At 63.5% G+C, this 19899-nt stretch carries 18 protein-coding genes; 9 read left to right on the top strand and 9 right to left on the bottom strand.

Features of this window, described 5'->3' with window-relative positions:
* The first annotated feature begins 144 nt into the window (after positions 1-144).
* The 9 genes from JWJ88_RS12230 to JWJ88_RS12190 all read left to right on the top strand — a co-directional run bounded on the left by JWJ88_RS12230 (position 145) and on the right by JWJ88_RS12190 (position 10447).
* Positions 145-2310 carry a FepA family TonB-dependent siderophore receptor gene (locus JWJ88_RS12230; protein ID WP_205295237.1) on the top strand — a complete coding sequence of 722 codons (2166 nt, stop codon included), beginning with the start codon at positions 145-147 and terminating at the stop codon, positions 2308-2310.
* 345 nt (positions 2311-2655) lie between these two features.
* Entirely contained in the window at positions 2656-4287 is a 1632-nt protein-coding gene (locus JWJ88_RS12225) for an ABC transporter substrate-binding protein (protein WP_205295236.1), read from the top strand.
* A 64-nt stretch (positions 4288-4351) separates the two neighbouring features.
* Entirely contained in the window at positions 4352-5341 is a 990-nt protein-coding gene (locus tag JWJ88_RS12220; protein WP_205295235.1) for an ABC transporter ATP-binding protein, read from the top strand.
* The gene (locus tag JWJ88_RS12215) at positions 5338-6315 is read left to right on the top strand and encodes an ABC transporter ATP-binding protein (RefSeq protein ID WP_205295234.1); all 978 of its coding nucleotides are present in this window, start codon (positions 5338-5340) and stop codon (positions 6313-6315) included. Before JWJ88_RS12220 ends, JWJ88_RS12215 begins: the two co-directional genes overlap by 4 nt.
* A gap of 7 nt (positions 6316-6322) precedes the next feature.
* Positions 6323-7252, top strand: coding sequence for an ABC transporter permease (locus JWJ88_RS12210; protein WP_205295233.1), 930 nt, complete (start codon positions 6323-6325; stop codon positions 7250-7252).
* 56 nt (positions 7253-7308) lie between these two features.
* On the top strand, positions 7309-8157 hold the full coding sequence (locus JWJ88_RS12205) for an ABC transporter permease (RefSeq protein ID WP_240200260.1): 849 nt from the start codon (positions 7309-7311) through the stop codon (positions 8155-8157).
* Between the two features lie 21 nt (positions 8158-8178).
* Positions 8179-8937, top strand: coding sequence for a glycerophosphodiester phosphodiesterase family protein (locus JWJ88_RS12200; protein ID WP_205295231.1), 759 nt, complete (start codon positions 8179-8181; stop codon positions 8935-8937).
* The gene (locus JWJ88_RS12195) at positions 8934-9626 is read left to right on the top strand and encodes an HAD family hydrolase (RefSeq protein ID WP_205295230.1); all 693 of its coding nucleotides are present in this window, start codon (positions 8934-8936) and stop codon (positions 9624-9626) included. Before JWJ88_RS12200 ends, JWJ88_RS12195 begins: the two co-directional genes overlap by 4 nt.
* A complete protein-coding gene (locus tag JWJ88_RS12190) occupies positions 9623-10447 on the top strand; it encodes a sugar phosphate isomerase/epimerase family protein (protein ID WP_205295229.1) in 825 nt (274 codons plus the stop codon). The genes JWJ88_RS12195 and JWJ88_RS12190 overlap by 4 nt, the downstream gene beginning before the upstream one ends.
* A 92-nt stretch (positions 10448-10539) precedes the next feature.
* Here JWJ88_RS12190 and JWJ88_RS12185 read toward each other — a convergent pair whose 3' ends face one another.
* The 9 genes from JWJ88_RS12185 to JWJ88_RS12145 form a co-directional block, all read right to left on the bottom strand.
* Positions 10540-11706: an iron-containing alcohol dehydrogenase gene (locus JWJ88_RS12185; protein ID WP_205295228.1), complete on the bottom strand. Its 1167-nt coding sequence runs from the start codon at positions 11704-11706 to the stop codon at positions 10540-10542.
* A 66-nt stretch (positions 11707-11772) separates the two neighbouring features.
* Positions 11773-13218, bottom strand: a complete 1446-nt coding sequence (locus JWJ88_RS12180) for an NAD-dependent succinate-semialdehyde dehydrogenase (protein WP_205295227.1) — start codon at positions 13216-13218, stop codon at positions 11773-11775.
* Between the two features lie 82 nt (positions 13219-13300).
* Positions 13301-13936, bottom strand: coding sequence for an ANTAR domain-containing response regulator (locus JWJ88_RS12175; protein WP_205295226.1), 636 nt, complete (start codon positions 13934-13936; stop codon positions 13301-13303).
* Positions 13929-15080, bottom strand: coding sequence for a transporter substrate-binding domain-containing protein (locus JWJ88_RS12170; RefSeq protein ID WP_205295596.1), 1152 nt, complete (start codon positions 15078-15080; stop codon positions 13929-13931). Before JWJ88_RS12170 ends, JWJ88_RS12175 begins: the two co-directional genes overlap by 8 nt.
* Positions 15080-16594, bottom strand: a complete 1515-nt coding sequence (locus tag JWJ88_RS12165) for an amidase (RefSeq protein WP_205295225.1) — start codon at positions 16592-16594, stop codon at positions 15080-15082. Before JWJ88_RS12165 ends, JWJ88_RS12170 begins: the two co-directional genes overlap by 1 nt.
* A 3-nt stretch (positions 16595-16597) precedes the next feature.
* The gene (locus JWJ88_RS12160; RefSeq protein WP_205295224.1) at positions 16598-17302 is read right to left on the bottom strand and encodes an ABC transporter ATP-binding protein; all 705 of its coding nucleotides are present in this window, start codon (positions 17300-17302) and stop codon (positions 16598-16600) included.
* Positions 17295-18026: an ATP-binding cassette domain-containing protein gene (locus JWJ88_RS12155; RefSeq protein WP_205295223.1), complete on the bottom strand. Its 732-nt coding sequence runs from the start codon at positions 18024-18026 to the stop codon at positions 17295-17297. The genes JWJ88_RS12160 and JWJ88_RS12155 overlap by 8 nt, the downstream gene beginning before the upstream one ends.
* A complete protein-coding gene (locus tag JWJ88_RS12150) occupies positions 18023-19027 on the bottom strand; it encodes an ABC transporter permease subunit (RefSeq protein ID WP_205295222.1) in 1005 nt (334 codons plus the stop codon). Before JWJ88_RS12150 ends, JWJ88_RS12155 begins: the two co-directional genes overlap by 4 nt.
* The gene (locus JWJ88_RS12145; RefSeq protein ID WP_205295221.1) at positions 19027-19896 is read right to left on the bottom strand and encodes an ABC transporter permease subunit; all 870 of its coding nucleotides are present in this window, start codon (positions 19894-19896) and stop codon (positions 19027-19029) included. Before JWJ88_RS12145 ends, JWJ88_RS12150 begins: the two co-directional genes overlap by 1 nt.
* Positions 19897-19899: the final 3 nt, after the last annotated feature.

Raw genomic sequence — 19899 nt, 5'->3', positions numbered from 1 at the left:
GTGCCCCCAGGTCATCCCTTTTGCGACAAAGCGAGACAAAACAGTTCACTTGGCTGATTGATACACAGCTACACGGATGTTTGAAGTCACACTGACAGCCCGCCGCTTCGCTAGCCAACAGGATCATCCAATCAGGAGCATGCGATGTCCGCAGCTTATCCACGTCTTGTTTCTGGCACCTCCATATCCTTGCTGATGTCCCTTGGGCTTCTTGCCGGTTCCGCCGCCGCGCAATCCGAAGACGGCGAGACCATTGTGCTGGATACCATCGTGATCTCGGCCGAGGATCAGGCCAAGCAGGCCCTTGGCGCCTCGACCATCACATCGGCGGAAATCCAGAAAGCCCCGCCCGTCAACGATATTTCCGAAATCGTGCGCAAGATGCCGGGGGTCAACCTGACCGGGAACTCGGTCTCGGGAACGCGCGGCAACAACCGCCAGATCGACCTGCGCGGCATGGGCCCGGAAAACACCCTGATCCTGATCGACGGCAAGCCGGTGATGTCGCGCAACTCGATCCGCATGGGCCGTCAGGCGGAACGCGACACCCGCGGCGATTCCAACTGGGTGCCCGCCGAAATGATCGAGCGGATCGAAGTGCTGCGCGGCCCGGCTGCCGCCCGCTATGGCTCGGGTTCGGCCGGGGGCGTCGTGAACATCATCACCAAGCGGCCCGAAACCTTCACCGGCTCGGTCGGGGTGCATATGAGCATGCCCGATGACGACCGCGAGGGCGGCAGCGTCCGCACCAACTTCATGCTTGGGGGACCGTTGAACGAAAACTGGTCCTTCCGCGTTTTCGGCAACTACAGCAAGACCGACCCCGACAGCACCGAGCTGAACGCCGATGCCGCCGCCGAAGCCGAACTGGAAACCCCCTATGCCGGGCGCGAAGGCGTGGTGAACCAGGACATCGGCCTGCTGCTGGGCTGGTTGCCCATCGACGGACATGAGGTCGATTTCGAATTCAACTTTTCACGTCAGGGCAACCGCTATTCGGGCGATTCCGCAGGTGGCAGCATCCAGCCCGATCTGGACGGTGAAAACCTGCTGGGGCTGGAAACCAACCGGATGCTGCGGCGTACGTTGTCGACCACGCATCGCGGCGAATACAGCTTTGGTGAATCCAACAGCTATATCCAGTGGGAAAACACCCGCAATACCCGCAACGGCACCTCGGCGACGGGCGGAAGCACCGATAATATCAACACGCTGGATCAGTCCACGATCACCTATGACAGCGTGACCGCCAAGACCGAGTGGATCTTGCCGATGACGCTGGGCACCCGCGACAGCCGCCTGACTTTCGGCGCGGAATACCGTGGCGAGTTTCTGGAAGACGAGAACCGCACGCAGGTCAGCAACGTCAACGACGGACAGCCCCTCAGCGATGAACAGCACATGCTGGGCCTCTATGCCGAAGCCAACATCATGTGGAACGACAAGCTGACGCTGACGCCCGGCCTGCGTTACGACTATGGCGATACCTTTGGTTCCAACCTGTCGCCCAGCCTGAACACGACCTATCAGTTCAACGACGAATGGTCGATGAAGGTCGGTCTGGCGCGCGCATTCAAGGCGCCGAACCTGTTCCAGCTCAACCCCAACTATATCTACAGCACGATGGGGATGGGCTGCCCTCCCGGTGTCGTCACCCCGTGTGAAATCCAAGGCAATCCGGATCTTGAGGCCGAAACCAGCTTCAACAAGGAAATCGGTGTCGCCTATAGCGGCGTCAACGGCATCAACGCCAGCCTGACATGGTTCCACAACGACTATAAGAACCGTATCGCCCCCGGCTTTACCGACCGTGGCGACCGTCCAGACGGCGGAACCATCCTGCAATGGGAAAACACCCCCGAAGCGGTGATCGAGGGGATCGAGGGCAATTTCTCGACCGAATTCGGCGGCGGGCAATACGCCCTGAACGTCAACCTGACCAAGATGCTTGAATCACGTGACAAGAGGACCGGCAACGCGCTGAGTCTGGTGCCCGAGCACACGATCAACGCCTCGCTTGATTGGTATGCGCGCGATGACCTGACCTTTACCGTCTCGGCCACGCATTACGGCCGGATCGAGGCCGCCCGCGTGGCGGTGCATACCGGGATCGAGCAGGAAGACCTTGACGAACGGCCGTCCTATACGCTGGTGAATCTGGGTCTGGCCTGGGATGTGACCGACACGGCAAAGCTTTCCGCCGGGGTCAACAACGTGTTCAACAAGCAGCTGTTCCGCACCGGCCAAGGCGCCAATACCTTTAACGAGCCGGGACGCGCCTTCTATGTTTCGCTGAACAAGACGTTCTGACACACAAACCGGGTCGCCCATGCGGGTGGCCCGCCAGTCTGGGTGCGCGTGCCTGCGTTTTCGCGGCACGGCGCATCCGGTCGTGACGCGCAGACTACGCGCCCTCGACCCGGAATTCAGGCGATGTTCTTTCAAGGCGCGCCCCGCCCGTCTTGCTGAATTCAATATTCATCCATAATTTCCAAAATCTTATCCGTAATCTTTCCGACGCCGCCTTGGTCTCTGGCCGGCGCATATCGAAGTCATGGTTTCTTCATCAACGGGTCACCCAACGGACATAGACGCTGGGTAAATGTCGCCTCGATGAAAATTTGCTCGATTCCTGATTGGGACGGAAAGAAAGAAATGCTGATCACACGTCGCCATACCCTTGGCCTTTTCGGGGCTGCCGCCGGATCGCTGATCCTGCCGCGCCATCTGCGCGCGCAGGGCACGCGCGGCTCGATCACCATCGCGGTGCAGAAGATCACCAACAACAATACGCTGGATATCTGGAACGAGCAGTCCAATGTGGGCGAGCGCGTGTTCTTTCCCAACCTGTGGGAAGGGCTGATCCAGCGCGACTGGATGGGCAACCAGGGTCCACTGCCGGGGCTGGCGACGGAATGGAAGCGCCTGGACGACATGACGATCGAGCTGAAGCTGCGTCAGGGCGTGCGTTTCCACAATGGCGACGAGCTGACCGCCGAGGATGTGGTGTTCTCGTTCTCGAACGAGCGGCTTTTCGCGGGGACCGAGCCGGCCGGCGGCAAGACCATATATGCCGAGAGCTTCCGCCCGCAGAACGCCAAGGAACTGCCCGCCAATATTCCCGGTATCGCCCGTCGCCTGTGGCCTGCCCTGCGCGGGGTCGAGGCGGTGGATAAATACACCGTGCGCTTCCTGAACGCGACGCCGGACATCACGCTGGAGGGACGGCTTTACGCCTTTGGCTCGCAGATCGCCAACCGCCGCGCCTGGGACGAGGCCGGCTCTTATGCGGAATGGGCCAACAAACCCGTCACCACCGGCCCTTATATGGTCGAAGAGTTCCGGCCCGACGTATCGCTGACGCTGGTGGCATTCGACGATTACTGGGGCGGTCGTCCGCCGTTGGACCGGATCCGCTTTGTCGAGGTGCCCGAGGTTGCCAGCCGCGTGAACGGGCTGCTGTCGGGCGAATATGATTTCGCCTGCGACCTGCCGCCCGATCAGGTGCCCACGGTCACCGCGGCACCGGGGCTGGAAATCCAGTCCTCGACCATCTGGAACCACCGCGTCACCGTCTTCAACAAGCAAAACGATATTCTGGCCGATCCGCTGGTGCGCCGCGCGATGACCCATTCGGTCGATCGCAAGGCCATTGTCGAGGCTTTGTGGGCCGGCCAGACCGAAATCCCGGCAGGGATGCAATTCGACAGCTATCGCGCCTCGGATATGTTCATCGACGGATGGGCCGCGCCGGAATACAACCCCGAACTGGCCCGCGAGCTGCTGGCGCAGGCCAATTACAAGGGCGATCCGATCCCCTATCGCCTGCTGAACAACTATTACACCAACCAGACGCCCTCGGCGCAGGTTCTGGTCGAGATGTGGCGGCAGGTCGGGCTGAACGTCGAAATCCAGATGAAGGAAAACTGGGACCAGATCCACGATCCCGAAGGTGTGCGGGGCGTGCGCGACTGGTCAGCCTCGAACAACATCAACGATCCGATCACGCCGCTGGTCGTGCAGTTCGGCCCCAACGGCGAGGCCCAGCAAAAGCGCGACTTCTGGAACGAAGAGGTCGATCAGCTCTCGGTGGTCATGGAAACCTCGATGGATGCCGCGACCCGCAAAAAAGCCTTTGCGCGGCTGCTGGAAATCTGCGAGCGCGAGGATCCCGCCTATAACATCCTGCATCAGAACGCGGTGTTCACCGGCATGAAATCCGAACTGAACTGGAAGGCCGCGCCGGCCTTCGCGATGGATTTCCGGTCCACGAACTGGAACGCCTGATCGCATAAAAAGGGGTGGGCCGTGGGCCTGCCCCTTATTCATTCGACAAAAAGGAGCGACACGGGTGACGTTTGTCTCGGTCCGCGACCTGAAGGTTGCATTCGATGGCGTTCAGGTTCTGCACGGCATCGATCTGGATATCGGCAAGGGCGAAGCGGTCGGTCTGGTCGGCGAAAGCGGCTGCGGCAAGTCCGTGACCTGGCTGGCGGCCCTTGGGTTGCTGCCGCGCAAGGCGCGCATCCAGGGCTCGGTCACGATCAACGGCCAGGAATTGATCGGAGCCCCGGCCCGACGGGTCGAAAAGGTGCGCGGCGCGCGCATCGCGATGATTTTCCAGGACCCCTCGTCGTCGCTGAACCCGGTGCAAAAGGTCGGCCGCCAGATCGCAGAAAGCCTGCGGCTGCATCGCAACCTGCGCGGGGCCGCCGCACGGGCCGAGACCATCGCACTGATGGATCAGGTCGGCATCCCTTCGGCGGCGACGCGGATCGACCTTTATCCGCATGAATTTTCGGGTGGTCAGTGCCAGCGCCTGCTGATTGCGATGGCGCTGGCCGGCCAGCCCGACCTCTTGATCGCGGACGAGCCGACAACGGCGCTGGATGCCACCATTCAGGCCCAGATCCTTGATCTTCTGGCAAATCTGCGCCGCGATTCGGGCATGGCCATGGTCTTTATCAGCCATGATCTTGGTGCGGTTTCGGCCGTCTGCGACCGGGCGGCCGTGATGTATGCCGGCCGGATCGTAGAACAGAACGACATTGCGGCGCTGTTTCGGTCGCCGCGCCACCCCTATACCTCGGGCCTGTTTGCGGCGATCCCCGACCTTGATGCCGGGCGCCGGCGGCTGCGGCCGGTGAACGGCACCGTGCCCGATCCCCGGCACCTGCCGCTGGGCTGCGCTTTCGCGCCGCGCTGCGATGGCGCCAGCGCGCTGTGCCAGTCCTGTCAGCCCGATCTGAAACCGCAGCGGCAAGGCGGCCGGTTGTCGTGCTTTCACCCCGTCGCACCGGCTGTCATCCCGCAGCACCAGCAAAGCCGGGTGCCGGCATGAGCATTCTTTTGCAGGCGCGCGGGCTGGTGCAGCAATATGGCACCGCGAAATCGTTTCTGGGCCGCAAATCCGTGGTGCGGGCGGTCGACGGCATCGACCTGACCGTGCGCAAGGGCGAGATTTTGGGCATCGTCGGCGAATCCGGTTCGGGCAAGTCGACGCTGGGCCGGATGCTCTTGGGGCTTGAGCCCCCGCATGCCGGCGAGGTGCTTTTCCGCGGCCAGCCGATGCCGAAAACCGGCACGCCCGAATGGCGCCGAATGCGGGCGCAGATGCAGTTGATCTTTCAGGACCCGCTGGCGGCGCTGGACCGGCGCATGACCATCGCCGCCCAGATCGCCGAGCCGTTGCAGATCCACGATCTGGCCAGCGGTGCGAACCTGACCCATCGGGTCGAGACGCTCATGCAGCAGGTCGGCCTGCGCAGCGATCAGGCCGACCGTTATCCGCATGAGCTGTCAGGCGGGCAGCGGCAGCGGGTGGTGATCGCCCGCGCCCTGGCCTCGGGGCCGCAGTTTCTGGTCTGCGACGAGCCGGTCTCGGCGCTGGATGTGTCCATTCAGGCGCAGGTGGTGAACCTGCTGCGCGACCTGCAGGAACGTAACGGGCTGACCATGGTGTTCATCAGCCACGACCTGAAAGTGGTGCGCAATATCTGCGACCGGGTGGCGGTGATGTATCTGGGCCGCGTGGTGGAAGAGGCGCCCTCGGACGTGATCTTCTCGGACCCGCGCCATCCCTATACGCAGGCGCTGGTGTCATCGGTGCCAAGGCCGGGACAGGGGCTGGAGGGCCGCATCCTGTTGCAGGGAGAGCCGCCGAACCCCGCCGCCCGCCCCTCGGGGTGCGCCTTTCATCCGCGCTGTCGTCTGGCCGATGCGCATTGCGCAGGTCCGGTGCCGCAGCTTCGCGACCATCAGGGCCGATTGGCCGCCTGCCTGAAGCTGTCCGACCGTTTGCAGCCAGCCGCCTGAGGAAACCATGCTGACCTTCATAACGACCAAGCTGGCCCGGGCCTTGCTGACCATCCTGCTAGTGATGACATTCGCCTTTGTCGTGCTGCGCATGTCTGGCGATCCGGCGCAAATCCTGCTGGGGCCGGACGCCCCGCAGGATGCCATCGACGCCTTTCGCGCCCGCTGGGGTTTCGACGACCCGCTGTGGCGGCAATACCTGGCCTATCTGAAACAGATCATGGTGCTGGATTTCGGGGTTTCGATGCGTGACGGCTCGCCCGCGATCGACCTCGTGCTGCAACGCATTCCCGCCACCCTTGCGATCACCCTGCCCGCCCTGATCCTGAAGATCGCCATCGGCATCCCCGCCGGGGTCTATGCCGCGCTGCACCGCGAGACGGCGGCCGACCGGGGCGTCATCATGCTGTCGATCTTTGGCTTTACCATGCCGTCCTTTGTCCTTGGGCTGGTGCTGGTGCTGATCTTTTCGATCCAGCTTGGTTGGATGCCCTCGGGTGGGCAGGACAGTTGGAGGCACGCGATCCTGCCGATCGCCACCATGTCCATCGGCGGCATCGGTATTCTTGCACGGTTTTCCCGATCCGCGATGATCGAGGTGCTGGGCCAGCCCTATATCCGCACCGCCATGGCCAAGGGCCTGCCGTGGCGCGACGTGGTCTGGAAACATGCCTTGCCGAATGCGGCGGTGCCCATCGTGACGCTGATAGGTTTCATGATCGGGGCGCTGATCGCCGGGGCCGTGGTGGTAGAGACGATCTTTTCATGGCCCGGAGTCGGCCGGCTGATCGTCGTCTCGGTCTCGAACCGGGATCTGGCCGTGGTGCAATGCCTGCTGCTGGTCATCGCGGCCTCGATGGTGGTCGCCAATCTGTGCGTGGATTTCGCCTATGGCCTGCTTGACCCGCGTCTGCGCGCCAAGACCGCCGCGCATTAAGGAGACGATCCGCCATGTCCGACGCAACCGCCGCCCCGGCCCCGACCTCGGCCCCGATGGCCCCCGCCCCCATCGGCCTTGTCTCTCGCATCCGACGGCTGATGCCTGCCTCGGTCGTGCTGGCCTTTGTCTGGGTGCTGCTGATGGTGCTGACGGCGATCTTTGCCGATTGGCTGCGCCCTTATGAGATCACGACGATGGACCTGTCCGCCCGGCTGGCGCCCTTTGGCACGCCGGGGCACTGGCTGGGCACGGATGAGCTGGGGCGGGATGTGCTGTCGCGGCTGATCCAGTCGATTCGCGTGTCGCTGGTCATTGCATTCGGTGCGACGATCCTGTCGGCCCTGTTCGGCACCACGATGGGGTTTCTGGCCGCCCAGTTTCGCGGCTGGGTCGAAAATCTGGTGATGGCGCTGGCCGATTTTCAGGCCGCCCTGCCCTTCATGATTATGTCGCTGGCGGTTCTGGCGTTCTTTGGCACCTCGATGGTCCTGCTGGTCTGCCTGATGGGGCTTTACGGCTGGGAACGCTATGCCCGTATCGCGCGCGGTCTGGCCATCTCGGCCTCGGCGCAGGGCTATGCGGCTGCGGTGGTGCAGCTTGGGGCGACCCCTTCGCGGGTCTATCTGCGCCACATCCTGCCCAATGTCGCCTCGACGCTGATCGTATCCATGACGCTGACCTTCCCCGAGATCATCCTGATGGAATCCGGCCTCAGCTTTCTGGGACTTGGGGTGCAGCCGCCGCAATCGTCGCTTGGCAACATGGTCGGTTTCGGGCGTGAATACCTGACGCGCGCGCCTTGGATCATGCTGGCGCCCTCGGTCGTGATCGTGATCACCACGCTGTCGATCTCGCTGCTGGGCGACTGGCTGCGCGACAAGATGGACCCGACAATTCGTTAACCTCAACCTGAAAGACTGTCCATGTCACGTATCATCGCGCATCGCGGCGCGCGCAATATCTGGGCCGAGAACTCGGCCACCGGCTTTCGTGAAACCGCCCGGCTGGGTTTTTCCGGCATCGAGTTCGACCTGCATCTGACCGATGCCGGCGAGTTGGTGGTCATCCACGATCCCACGCTGGAGCGCACGACGAACGGCCACGGTCCGGTGCGCGCGCTGACCCCCGCCAGCCGCAAGGCACTGCGGCTGAAGGGCCCGGACGGGGCGCTGATCGACGAAGGCGTGCCCAGCTTTGACGAGGTGCTGGATATTCTTGCGCCATGCAAGGCGGACCTGCTGGTCGAACTCAAGCCCGACCAACAGGGCTTTACCGATCCGCGCATGATCTCGATGGCGGCGGATATCCTGCGCCGTCGCGGATTGGAAAGCCGCTCTGTCCTGCATGCCTTTGACATCAACGTCATTCGCGGCATCCGCGATCTGGCGCCCCAGTTCCGCCGGCTGATTTCCGTCAATCAGGACTGGGCCGACAGGCAGGGCGGGCTCGAGGCATTCCTGCGCGACGTCAGCGGCTGGATCGATGTGATCGGCATTCATCACCAGCTTTTCGAGGCGGAATTCGATCTGGTCGCGCGGCTGGGCCTGCTGGAGCGCTGCACGGTCTGGACAATAAACGATGCCGAACTGATGCGGCGCTGGATCGCCCGTGCGCCGGGCTATCTGGTGTCGGACGATCCGATCCTGCTGCGCGGGATGATGGCTCAGGAGATGGCGCAGTGAGCCGGTTCCAGGCGCTTCTTTTCGATTGCGACGGGGTGCTGTTGGACAGCGAACCTATGGGCTGTCGGGCACTGGCCCAGGCCGTCACCACAGCCGGCATGGCGATGAATGCAGATCAGGCGGCGGCGGTCTTTTCGGGCAATTCGGCGCAGGCCAGTCTGGAATGGATGGAACAGGCCGGGCTGGACGGTTTCGCCGTGTTCGAGGCCGCCGACCGGCTTTTGTTTCAGATGTTCGACCGCGACATCCCCCTTATCGACGGGGTCGAGCGCGTGCTGGGTGATTTCGACATCCCGATGGCGGTCTGCTCGAATTCGCTGATCCGCCGGCTGGACCGCTCGATCGTGCGCACCTCTCTGGCGCATCGGTTTGGCGGGCATATCTATTCCGCCGAGCATGTGTCGGCCCCCAAGCCCGCCCCCGATCTGGCGCTTTTTGCCGCCGAACGTCTGGGCGTCGCGCCGCAACAGGCGATCTTTGTCGATGACAACCCCCACGGGCTGCGTTGCGGGCTGGATGCGGGCTGTCTGGGCATCGGCTTTGTGGGTCCGTCCGAACATCGCGCCGGCCATGCGCAGGTGCTGCACGACGCCGGTGCCCATCACGTCGTCCATGGCATGGCCGAACTGCATGCCCTTCTGACCACATTTTCCCTGCCCCTGCGGCCTGAAATCAAGGAATTGACATGACCGACCTTCCCCTGCTCGGCGCAGCCATGAAGACAAGCGAGCTGGCCGAGTTTCAGGATTTCATCCTGTCCGAAAACCGCGATCTGGAGTTGCAGGACTTTTTCGATGCCGATCTGCTGAACGGCGACTGGCGCAGCGTGGCAGATCAGGCGCGGACGCTGCTGGCGGGCTATACCGGGCGGCTGGGCATCCACGGGCCGTTCTGGGGGCTGAGCATCGCCAATCCCGATCCCGACCTGCGCGCGGTCATCACGCGCAAGTTCCTGCAGGGGTTGGAGGTCTGCGAATATCTGGGCGCGACGCAGATGGTGATCCATTCGCCCTATACCACCTGGGATTACAACAATCTGGACAACTTCCCGGGCCGCGCGGCCTATGACCGGGTGCTGGACAACTGTCATGCCACCATGGATGCGGTGGTCCGGCGGGCGCAGGAAACCGGCGTGACGATGGTGGTCGAGAATATCGAGGACAAGGACCCCGACATCCGCCGCATTCTTGCCGACAGCTTCAACTCCCCCTCGATGGCGGTGTCGATCGACACGGGGCATGCGCAATACGCCTATGGCTCGACGGGGGCGGGGCCGGCGGATTTCTATGTCCGCCGCGCCGGCAACCGGCTGGAGCATGTGCATCTGCAGGATGCCGACGGCCATGCCGACCGCCACTGGGGCATCGGTGAGGGCACGATCCGCTGGCACGAGGTGTTTCGTGCGCTGGCCGAACTGACCTCGAACCCGCGGCTGATCCTTGAGCTGCGCGACAAATCGCAGATCCTGCCTTCCGTCGAATGGCTGAAGTCGCGCGGTCTGGCGCGCTAAGCAAGCGGGCGCAGCCCTGTCAGACGGCTGTTACGGCCGTCTGAATGCCCCGAAGGGGGCGAACTACCCAGGGCCGCCGCGCGCCGGGACCTTCAGAAAGCCTCGCGATAAAGCCGCAGCGCGTCGGGCTCGGTCACCTCGACCGGGTTGTTGACCAGCAGCCGGGTTTGCAGCATCGCATCGCGCGCCAGCATCGGCAGGCTGTCCTCGGGGACGTTCACGTCGCGCAGACGGCGCGGCGCGCCAGAGCGGTCCATCAGATCCTCCATGAAGCTGACAAAGGCCGCCGACCGGGCCTGCACCCCCTCGTCCGAGGGACCAAGGACCACATCCGCAAGCTCGGCATAAAGCGGCGCGGCGGCGGTCATGTTGAAGCGCAGGACCGGCCCCAGCATCAGCGCATTGGTCAGGCCATGAGGCAGGTGGAAATGCCCGCCCAGCGGATAGGCCAGCGCATGCACAGCCGCGACCGGGCTGTTCGAAAAGGCCTGACCCGCATAATTGGCGCCGATCAGCATGCCTTCGCGCGCGGCCCGATCCGTGCCGTTCTGGCAAGCAGGCACAAGATGACGGGCCAGCAGCCGCAGTGCCTCGCGCGCGAAGACGTCGGAAAGCGGGTTCTTGCGGTGGCGGCTCGTATAGGCCTCGATCGCGTGGACCATGGCGTCGATCCCGGTCGCCGCGGTCTGGACCGGAGGCAAGCCCAGCGTCAACTCGGCATCCAGCAACACCCGGTCGGCGTAAAGCTGATGCGAGACGACGCCCATTTTCGTGGTCTCGCCGGTGGTCAGGATGGTGATGTTGGTGACCTCGGACCCGGTGCCGGCGGTGGTGGGAACCTGCACCAGCGGAACGCGCGTGCCCCGGACCTTGCCGATGCCGTAAAGATCGGCCAACGGTTGCTGACTGACCAGCATCACCGCGACCAGCTTGGCGATGTCCATCGACGACCCGCCACCCAGACCCATGACGATATCTGCCCCCGCCGCCTTGCCCTGCGCGACGCAGGACATCAGCACCGCCTCGGGCGGGTCGGCGACCACGTCGTCGAACACCGTCACACTGAAGCCGGCCGCGGCCAGAGACGCTTTCGCGGGTTCCAGCAGCCCGGCCTGATGCAGGAACTTGTCGGTCACGATCAGCAGGTTGCGCGCGTCGAACCAATCCGCCAGCAACTCGCCCATCCTGGCCGCGCCGCCCCATTCCACCAGCATCGAGCCGGGCGTGTCGAAGGAAAAGGCTTTCATCGGATCGGTCATGTCTCGTCTTCCGTCTGTTGGTGAAGGAAAGCCGGGCAGCGGCGTGCCACCCGACAGGTGCAGCGGTCAGAATGCGCTGCAAAGGTATTTCAGTTCCAGATAGTCCTCGATCCCGTATTTCGAGCCCTCGCGGCCAAGGCCCGACTGCTTGACGCCGCCGAAGGGTGCAACTTCGTTCGAGATCAGCCCGGTGTTGTGGCCGACCATGCCGTATTCCAGCGCCTCGGATACCCGGATGACCCGGCTGTGGTCGCGGGTGAAGAAATAGGCGGCAAGCCCGAAGATCGTGTCATTGGCCATTGCGATGGCCTCTTGTTCGGTGTCGAACACAAAGACCGGCGCCATCGGGCCAAAGGTTTCTTCCTGTGCGACGGCCATGGCGGGTGTCACGCCGGTCAGCAGCGCGGGCTGAAAGTATAGCCCGCCCAGCCGCTTGCCGCCGGTGACCAGCCTTGCGCCCTTGGACAAGGCGTCGGCGATATGGCTTTCCACCTTGTCCAGCGCCTTCGGCTCGATCATTGGGCCGATCTCGGTCCCGGTTTCCATTCCGTCCCCGACCTTCAGCGCGGCGACCCGGGCGGCCAGCTTCTCGACGAACGCGTCATGGATGCCGCGCTGCACCAGCAAACGGTTGGCACAGACGCAGGTTTGGCCGGCGTTGCGGTATTTCGACAGCATCGCCCCCTCGACCGCCGCGTCCAGATCGGCGTCGTCGAAGACGATGAAGGGTGCATTGCCCCCAAGCTCAAGGCTGAGCTTCTTGATGGTGGGCGCACATTGCGCCATCAACAGCCGCCCCACCTCGGTCGAGCCGGTAAAGGAAAGCTTTCGCACCACCTCGCTGTCGGTAAGCACGCGGCCGATCCCCGAGGCCGATCCCGTCACCACCTGCAGCACGCCCGCAGGCAGGCCGGCGCGCTGGCCCAGCTCGGCCAGTGCCAGTGCCGAAAGCGGTGTCAGATCGGCGGGGCGGACGATCATCGAACAACCCGCGGCAAGCGCCGGGGCGGCCTTGCGCGTAATCATCGCCGCCGGAAAGTTCCAAGGGGTGATCGCCGCCGTCACCCCGACGGGCTGGCGAAGCACCGTGATGCGCTGGTCGGGCCGGGGCGCGGGGATGGTGTCGCCATAGACGCGCTTGGCTTCTTCGGCGAACCATTCGATGAAACTTGCCGCATAGGCGATCTCGCCCCTTGCCTCGGCCCGCGGCTTGCCCTGTTCGGCGGTCATGATCCGGGCCAGATCCTCTTGGTTGGCGATCATCAGTTCGAACCAGCGGCGCAGGATCTGGCTGCGCTCTTGGGCGGGACGGGCGGCCCATCCCTTTTGCGCGGCCTGCGAGGCAAGGATCACCGCCGGGATTTCCTCGGGGGTCATGGTGGGCACCTGCCCGACAAGGCTGCCGTCGGCGGGATTGAACACCGGGGTCACGGCACCTGAGGCGGCGGCGACCCATTCGCCGTTCACAAGGCAGGCAGAGCGCATCAGGGTCGGATCATTCAGCTTAGGCACGTTTCGGGTCTTTCCTGAGAAGTTTGACGGACAGGGTGGCAGCAAACCGCCGCCCCGCTTGGGGAAGCATCGGTCGGGCGGATCAGCCCTGGCTGTCGCTTGGCGCGCGCAACGCCACGGCCTGGGCGGCGTTTTCGGCGATGATCCGTTCGGCAACCTTTTCGATCGAACTGCGGCTGTCCATCGCCGCCTTTTGCAGGTAGCGGTGGGTCTGGCTCATCTCCATCTTCTGCACATGACACAGGATGATCTTGGCCACCTCGACGGTGGACAGGGCCAGATGGCGGTTTTCGGCCTCGGCGATGCGCTCGATGTTCTTGCGGCGGCGTTGCCAGACATCGCGGCTGATCATCAGGTTGGTCAGCAAACCGAAGGGTTTGACCGGCCGTTCAATGACCGCGGCCGCACGTAGCTCCAGTACCAGTTGCAAGGTCGAAGGGTCCTCATAACCGACCAGCGCGATGACGGGCGCGCTAAGGTCGCCGAGCTGGGCGATCAGTCCGCGCACATCGGCCCGGGCATCGGAATCGACGGTGACGATGATCACGTCGATGTCTTCGGGCAGGGTTTCGGGAATGGGCCAGTAAAGCCGGGGCAGGCAGCCGATACGGATCAAGTGGGTCATCAAACCCTCGGCCTCGCGTCCCGGAGGCAGCAGCACCAGAACCCTGGTGCCTTTCAGATCGCTGATCTTCGGCTTCCCGCTGGCTTTAGGCATGGTCGGTCATCGCATCCCCAAAGCTGTGCTGCACCATATAGGGCTCGGGTTTGACCGGGCCTTTCTCGGCTTCGATCACGTCGAAGGCATTCTTGGCGTTGACCCGCCCGATCCGGGGCCAAAGCCAGGTGTGATGCGTGGCGGCGTCCAGCCTGACCCGGCCTTCGGGCGCGTCGAAGAACGCCGCGCCAAGCCGGTCAAGGACGCCCTCAAGCGTGGCCTCGCCGGCATCCCGCGCGGCGCGGGCGAAAAGATGCACCTGAAAATAGGCGGCCTCCGCCCCCGAGGTCACAGGCACTTCGGCACCGAAACGTGCACGCATACCTTGCAGGAAGGCCCGGCTTTCGGGGTTTTCCAGCGTGGCGAACCAAGGCGCGGCGGCCAGGAACCCCTCGGAGAGATCGGCGCTCATTTGTGCAAGATCGGCCTCGTTGGTGGCAAGGCTTGCGATCACTCCGCCGCCTGCGCGAACGCGGGTGCGGGCAAAGGCTTCGTGCAGGCGGATCGTGTCACTGCCGACAACGGTGGAATAGATGAAATCGGGCCGCAACTGCTCGACCATGGCCATGACCGTGGCGAGATCCTCGTCCGAGGCATGGAAGGGCAGATATTCCTCGCCCACCACGCTGCCTGCGGCCTGTTCGAACAGATCGCGCATGATGCGGTTCGATTCATGGGCAAAGACATAGTTGTTGCCGATGAAAAATACCCGCCGGCCGTGATGGCGCAACAGATGCCGGGCCAGCGGAACCGAATTCTGGTTCGGCGCCGCCCCCGTATAGATGCAGTTCTGCGAGAATTCGAAACCCTCGTAAAGCGTGGGATAGAACAGCAGCGCCTGCCGGCTTTCGATCAAGGGCAGCACCGCCTTGCGCGAGTTCGACATATGGGTGCCGAACAGCACCCGCACATCGTGTTCGTCGCAAAGCCGCTCGGCCGCGAGGCGATAGTCGTCGGGACGTGGCCCGATGGGCAATTGGCGGGGAACCAGCGGAACGCCGCCGATCCCGCCGGCCGCATTCACCTCGTCGATGGCCAGAAGCGTGGCGCAGGCCTGCGCATGTTCGACCGCCGACGTCTGGCTTTCGCGCGAGAACAACAGGCCTACCGGCCAGCCCTCGCGGTGGATATTCAGAGGCTGCATCAAAGCGACTTCCAGTCGAAGGCCGTCTCATAGGTGGCAGCGGCGCGATATAGCGTAGCTTCCGAATAGTCGCGCCCGATCAGCATCATGCCCACCGGCAGTCCCTGTGCCTTGCCGCAGGGAATGCTGATCGCGGGCAGCCCGGTGGCGTTGAAGGGGGCGGTGTTGGCGTTCATCTCCAGCGCGCGGCCGACCCATTCCTGCGGGCCGCAGTCCGGATCCGGCAGTTTGGGGGCCTTGATGGGAACGGTCGGCATCAGAAGCATGTCATAGTCTGCAAGCACCGTCTCATAGGCTGCCTTCAGCCGGCGAACCAGATTCTGGGCCTTGGCGTAATACTGGCCCTGATACTGCATGCGGAAGTAATGCGCGGCAAGCAGCACCGACTTTACATCGGCGGGAAAATCCGAGGCATGTGCCCTCCAGTCCTGCTGCGCGCGCATCAGGCTGGTGACGTAAAGTCCCTTCCAGTTCGAGCCGTAGTTCAGCCCCTCCATCTGGTTCACGGTTCCTTCGGTGGCGATCGGGGTCCAGATCGCATGGCCTTTGCGGTGCAGGGGCAGGCTGATCTCATCCACCGTAGCGCCAAGGCTTTGCAGCCGCGCAGCCCCGGCGCGCACCGCCGCATCCACGTCGGGTTCCGAGTTCTCCCAGCCGAATCCCTCGGCGATGACCGCCACGCGCAGCCCATGGGCTCCCGCCTCGCATTGCGAGGTATAGTCGCGGCTTTCGGGCAACTGGCGCTGGCGTGGGTCAAGCCCGTCGTGACCTGCGATGACCTCAAGCACGCGGGCATTGGTGCGCACGTCACCCGACATTACCCCGGCATGGTCCAGCGTCATCTCGACCGGCATCACGCCGGTATAGGGAACAAGGCCATGCGTGGCCTTCATGCCCACAAAACCGGTATAGGCGGCCGGAATGCGGACCGAGCCGCCCTGATCGGTGCCGATCGCCGCATCGACCAGCCCGGCCGCGACCAGCGCCGAACACCCCGATGAGGAACCACCCGCCGAGCGGGTTTCGTCATGCGGATTCCTGACCGGACCTAAAGCGCTGGTGTGGCTTCCGCCCGAGACGCAGAAATATTCGCATTGCGCCTTGCCCCGGATCGTGGCGCCCTCGTCCAGAAGGCGGGTGACGAGGGTTGCATCCACGTCGGGAACATAACCGCGCAGGGTCGAGGCGCCGTTCATCATCGGCACGCCCGCCAGCATGATATTGTCCTTGAGCGCGATGTTCAGCCCGTCAATCCGGCCACCGGGGCGGCCCGTCACCTCGGTTTTCACATACCAGGCGTTATAGGGATTTTCCTCGGGCGAAGGGTAATGGCCGGGCGTGCGGGGATAGCGCACCTGCGGCAGTTCCGGCGTCATCGCGTCGACGATGGCATAGTCATGGCTCACGCCGTCCATCAGCGCGGTGAAAGCCTGAAGGTCGCGTTCGGAAAGCCCAAGGCCCAGATCCTGATCGGCGGCGAGCATGTCTTGATATTGCGGTTTGCGGATCGTCACGTCTTAGCCCTCGATGCCGATGAATGCCTTGGCCTCTTCCGTCGATCCATGGGCTTTGGGGTCGATGGTCCTGACCACGCTGCCCTTGTCGACCGCCAGAACGCGGTCGCAGATCGACCAGAGGAAATCGATGTCCTGCTCGACCAGAATGATCGACAGGTTCCGTTCCTTGCGCAGACGGATCAGCACGTCGATGATCTCGTCGCAGATCGAGGGCTGGATGCCCTCGGTCGGTTCGTCCAGCAGGACCAGGTCGGGATCGCCGCAAAGGCAACGGGCAAGCGCTACAAGCTGCTGTTCGCCCCCCGACAGCATGCCCGATTGCCGGTCCAGCAGCTGGACAAGACGGGGGAAAAGCGCCAGCATCTGCTGAATCTTGGCGTCGGCGCCGCGGAAATTCTTTACGCAGCCCATGCGCAGGTTTTCCTGAACCGTCAGCAGTTTGAAAAGCTGCTTGCCCTGCGGCACATAGCCGATCCCTGCCTTGGCGCGGCCTTGGGTATTCCGGCCATTCAGTGATTGACCGGATTTGCTGATTTCGCCGCTCCAGGTCGGCAATTCACCTATGATGGCGCGCAACAGCGTGGTCTTGCCCATGCCGTTGCGGCCCAGAAGGCCGATGCATTCGCCATCCGAAAGCGAAAATCCGACCCCACGCAGCACCGGCACGCGGCCATAGCCCGATGAAAGGCCCTTTACCTCAAGCATTGGCGGTTTCCTTTCTGCCCAGATAGGCCGCCCGCACCTGCGGGTCCTTGGCTATCTGATCAAAGCTGCCCTCGGCGATGACCGCGCCGCGTTCAAAGACGGTGACGCGCTCGCCGATCAGGCGGATGAAATCCATGTCATGCTCGACCACGATCACCGCGCTTTCCTTGGTGATGTCGCGAATGATCTGCACGGTCTTCAGGCTTTCGCTGTGGGTCATGCCCGCAGCCGGTTCGTCCAGCAGTGCCACGGCGGGTTTCGAGGCAAGGATCTGGCCCAGTTCGACCCATTGCCGCTGACCATGCGCCAGCTCGGCGCAGGCCCGGTCGCGCAGGTCGGTCAGGCCGATATGTTCCAGCACGTCGTCCACGATGGCCTTGACCGCCCTGCCCTTGGCGCGCCGGCGTGCGGCCATGTCGATATTCTCGGCCACGCTAAGGCCTTCGAACAGGCTGGGGACTTGGGTTTTGATGCCGATCCCCAGCCGGGCGATCTGATAGGGCTGCAAGGAATTCAGCGGCTTGCCCCGAAAGGTGATCGTCCCGCGCGACGGCGGATATTGCCCGCTGAGCAGCCGGAAGAAGGTGGTCTTGCCCGCGCCGTTGGGTCCGATCAGACAGCGAAGCTCGCCCTGACGCAGATCGAAATCGACGGCCTTGACCGCATCGACGCCGCCGAAACTGATGCCAAGGCCCCGGGCTTCCAGGATGATCTGGCCGCTCATGCCTGGCTCTCCGTGGTGGCGGGTTTCGTCTTGCGTGCGAACGGCGCGGCCAGTGCCTTGGTGATCATCGGCAGGATCCCCTGCGGCACCACCAGAACAAAGAAGGCCAGGACGACACCCAGAACCAGATTGACCTGCACCACCTGCTGCGTTCCCAGCTTGGTCGTGGCCCATTGCAGCGCGATGCAGCCCAGGATCGGTCCCAACAGGGTGCCTCGGCCGCCGACGATCACCCAGATGATGATCTGCGCCGATTGCACCAGACTGAAGATCGTGGGGCTGACGAATGCGCCCCAGTTGGCGAACAGACAGCCGCCCAGCCCCGCCAACGCGCCGCCAAGGGTAAAGGTGATCAGCTTGGACTGCGCGACGTTATAGCCAAGAAGCTCTGCTCGGTATTCGTTTTCGCGCACGGCGATGGCGACCTTGCCGGGGGTGGTGCGGAGATAGGCCCAGATGGCAACGACCGAGGCGACCAGAACGATCACCGTCAGGCGAAAGATCTCGCCCGGATCAAGCGGCATTCCACCCGGCCAGGCAACGGTGGGCACGCCGGTCATGCCATTGAAACCGCCCAGAAGCGCCGCGCCGATGCGATATTGCGGACCCGAGGTCGAGTTGATCAGGTTGAACAGGATCAGCGTCACCGCAAGGGTGATCACACCTATATAGATGTCGTTGATCCGGCCGTAGAACATGAAATAGCCCAGCACTGCCGCGAAAAGCGCGGGCACGGCAATCGCGATCGCAACGGCTGGCAGGCCGGGACCAAAGTTGATCGCCGCCACGGCCCAGGCATAGGCGCCAAGCCCAAAGAAGGCGGCCTGACCCAGACACATGATCCCACCCTTGCCCCAGACGAAGGCCAGGCTTAGCGCCAGCACCGCCATGATCAGATAGATGGTGATCTCGTAGACCGTGAACAGTTCCAGCCATCCCGGCAGGACCATACCAAGCGCCAGTATGCCAAGAAGGCCGGCGGATTGCAGGAAACGCGCCATCAGATCGACCTCCTGAAGAAACGCCCGGTGATGCCCTTGGGCAGCACGCGGATCAGCACGATTGCGGTCAGCAAAAGCGCAACCTCGCCGATGACGGGCGTGTAAATATAGGTAAAGACCTGGCCCACGGTGCCGAACAGGGCCGAGGCCGAAAGGTTGCCCGCGATCACCGCGGAACCGCCCGAGATGACGGTGATGAACGCCTTGGCGATATAGGAGGCGCCAATGGTCGGGATCACCCCGGTCAAGGGGGCAAGCGCTGCGCCGCCCAGTCCCCCAAGGGCCGCCCCCAGTCCAAAGGTCAGCGCATAGATGCGGCGCGGATTCCCGCCTAGCGCGGCCACCATATCGGCATTCTGCGTGGTCGCCCGCGCCAAAAGGCCGAAGGTGGTCAGCTTGAACAGCGCGTAAAGCAGGGCGCAAACCGCGACGGCCAGCCCGATCAGAAAGATCACATAGCCGCTGACGGAAAAGTCGCCGATGCTGACGCTGGGCAGAGGCGTCGATATCCCCGTGGTCGTGTTGCCCACCAGCATGGTCATGCCGCCGACAAGGGCAAGGCTGATGCCCCATGTGGCCAGCATGGTGTCGATCATGCGCCCATAGAGGTGGCGGATCACCAGCCACTCCAGCAACAGCCCGATCAGCCCCACCACGATGGGGGCAAGAATCAGCGCGCTGACCCAAAAGCTGAAACCGGCATGGTTGGTGCCATAGATGGTGACATAACCCCCGAGCATGAGAAACTCGCCATGGGCCATGTTGATGACCTTCATCATCCCGAAGACCACCGCCAAGCCGATGCTGATCAGCACCAGAATGGCGATGGACCCGAGGATTTCGATCATGAGGACTGACGCGAAATCCATCTG

The sequence above is a fragment of the Paracoccus methylovorus genome (assembly GCF_016919705.1).
GTDB lineage: Bacteria > Pseudomonadota > Alphaproteobacteria > Rhodobacterales > Rhodobacteraceae > Paracoccus > Paracoccus methylovorus.
Note: the sequence above shows the minus strand (reverse complement) of the source record. Positions and strands in the feature narration are given on the sequence as shown.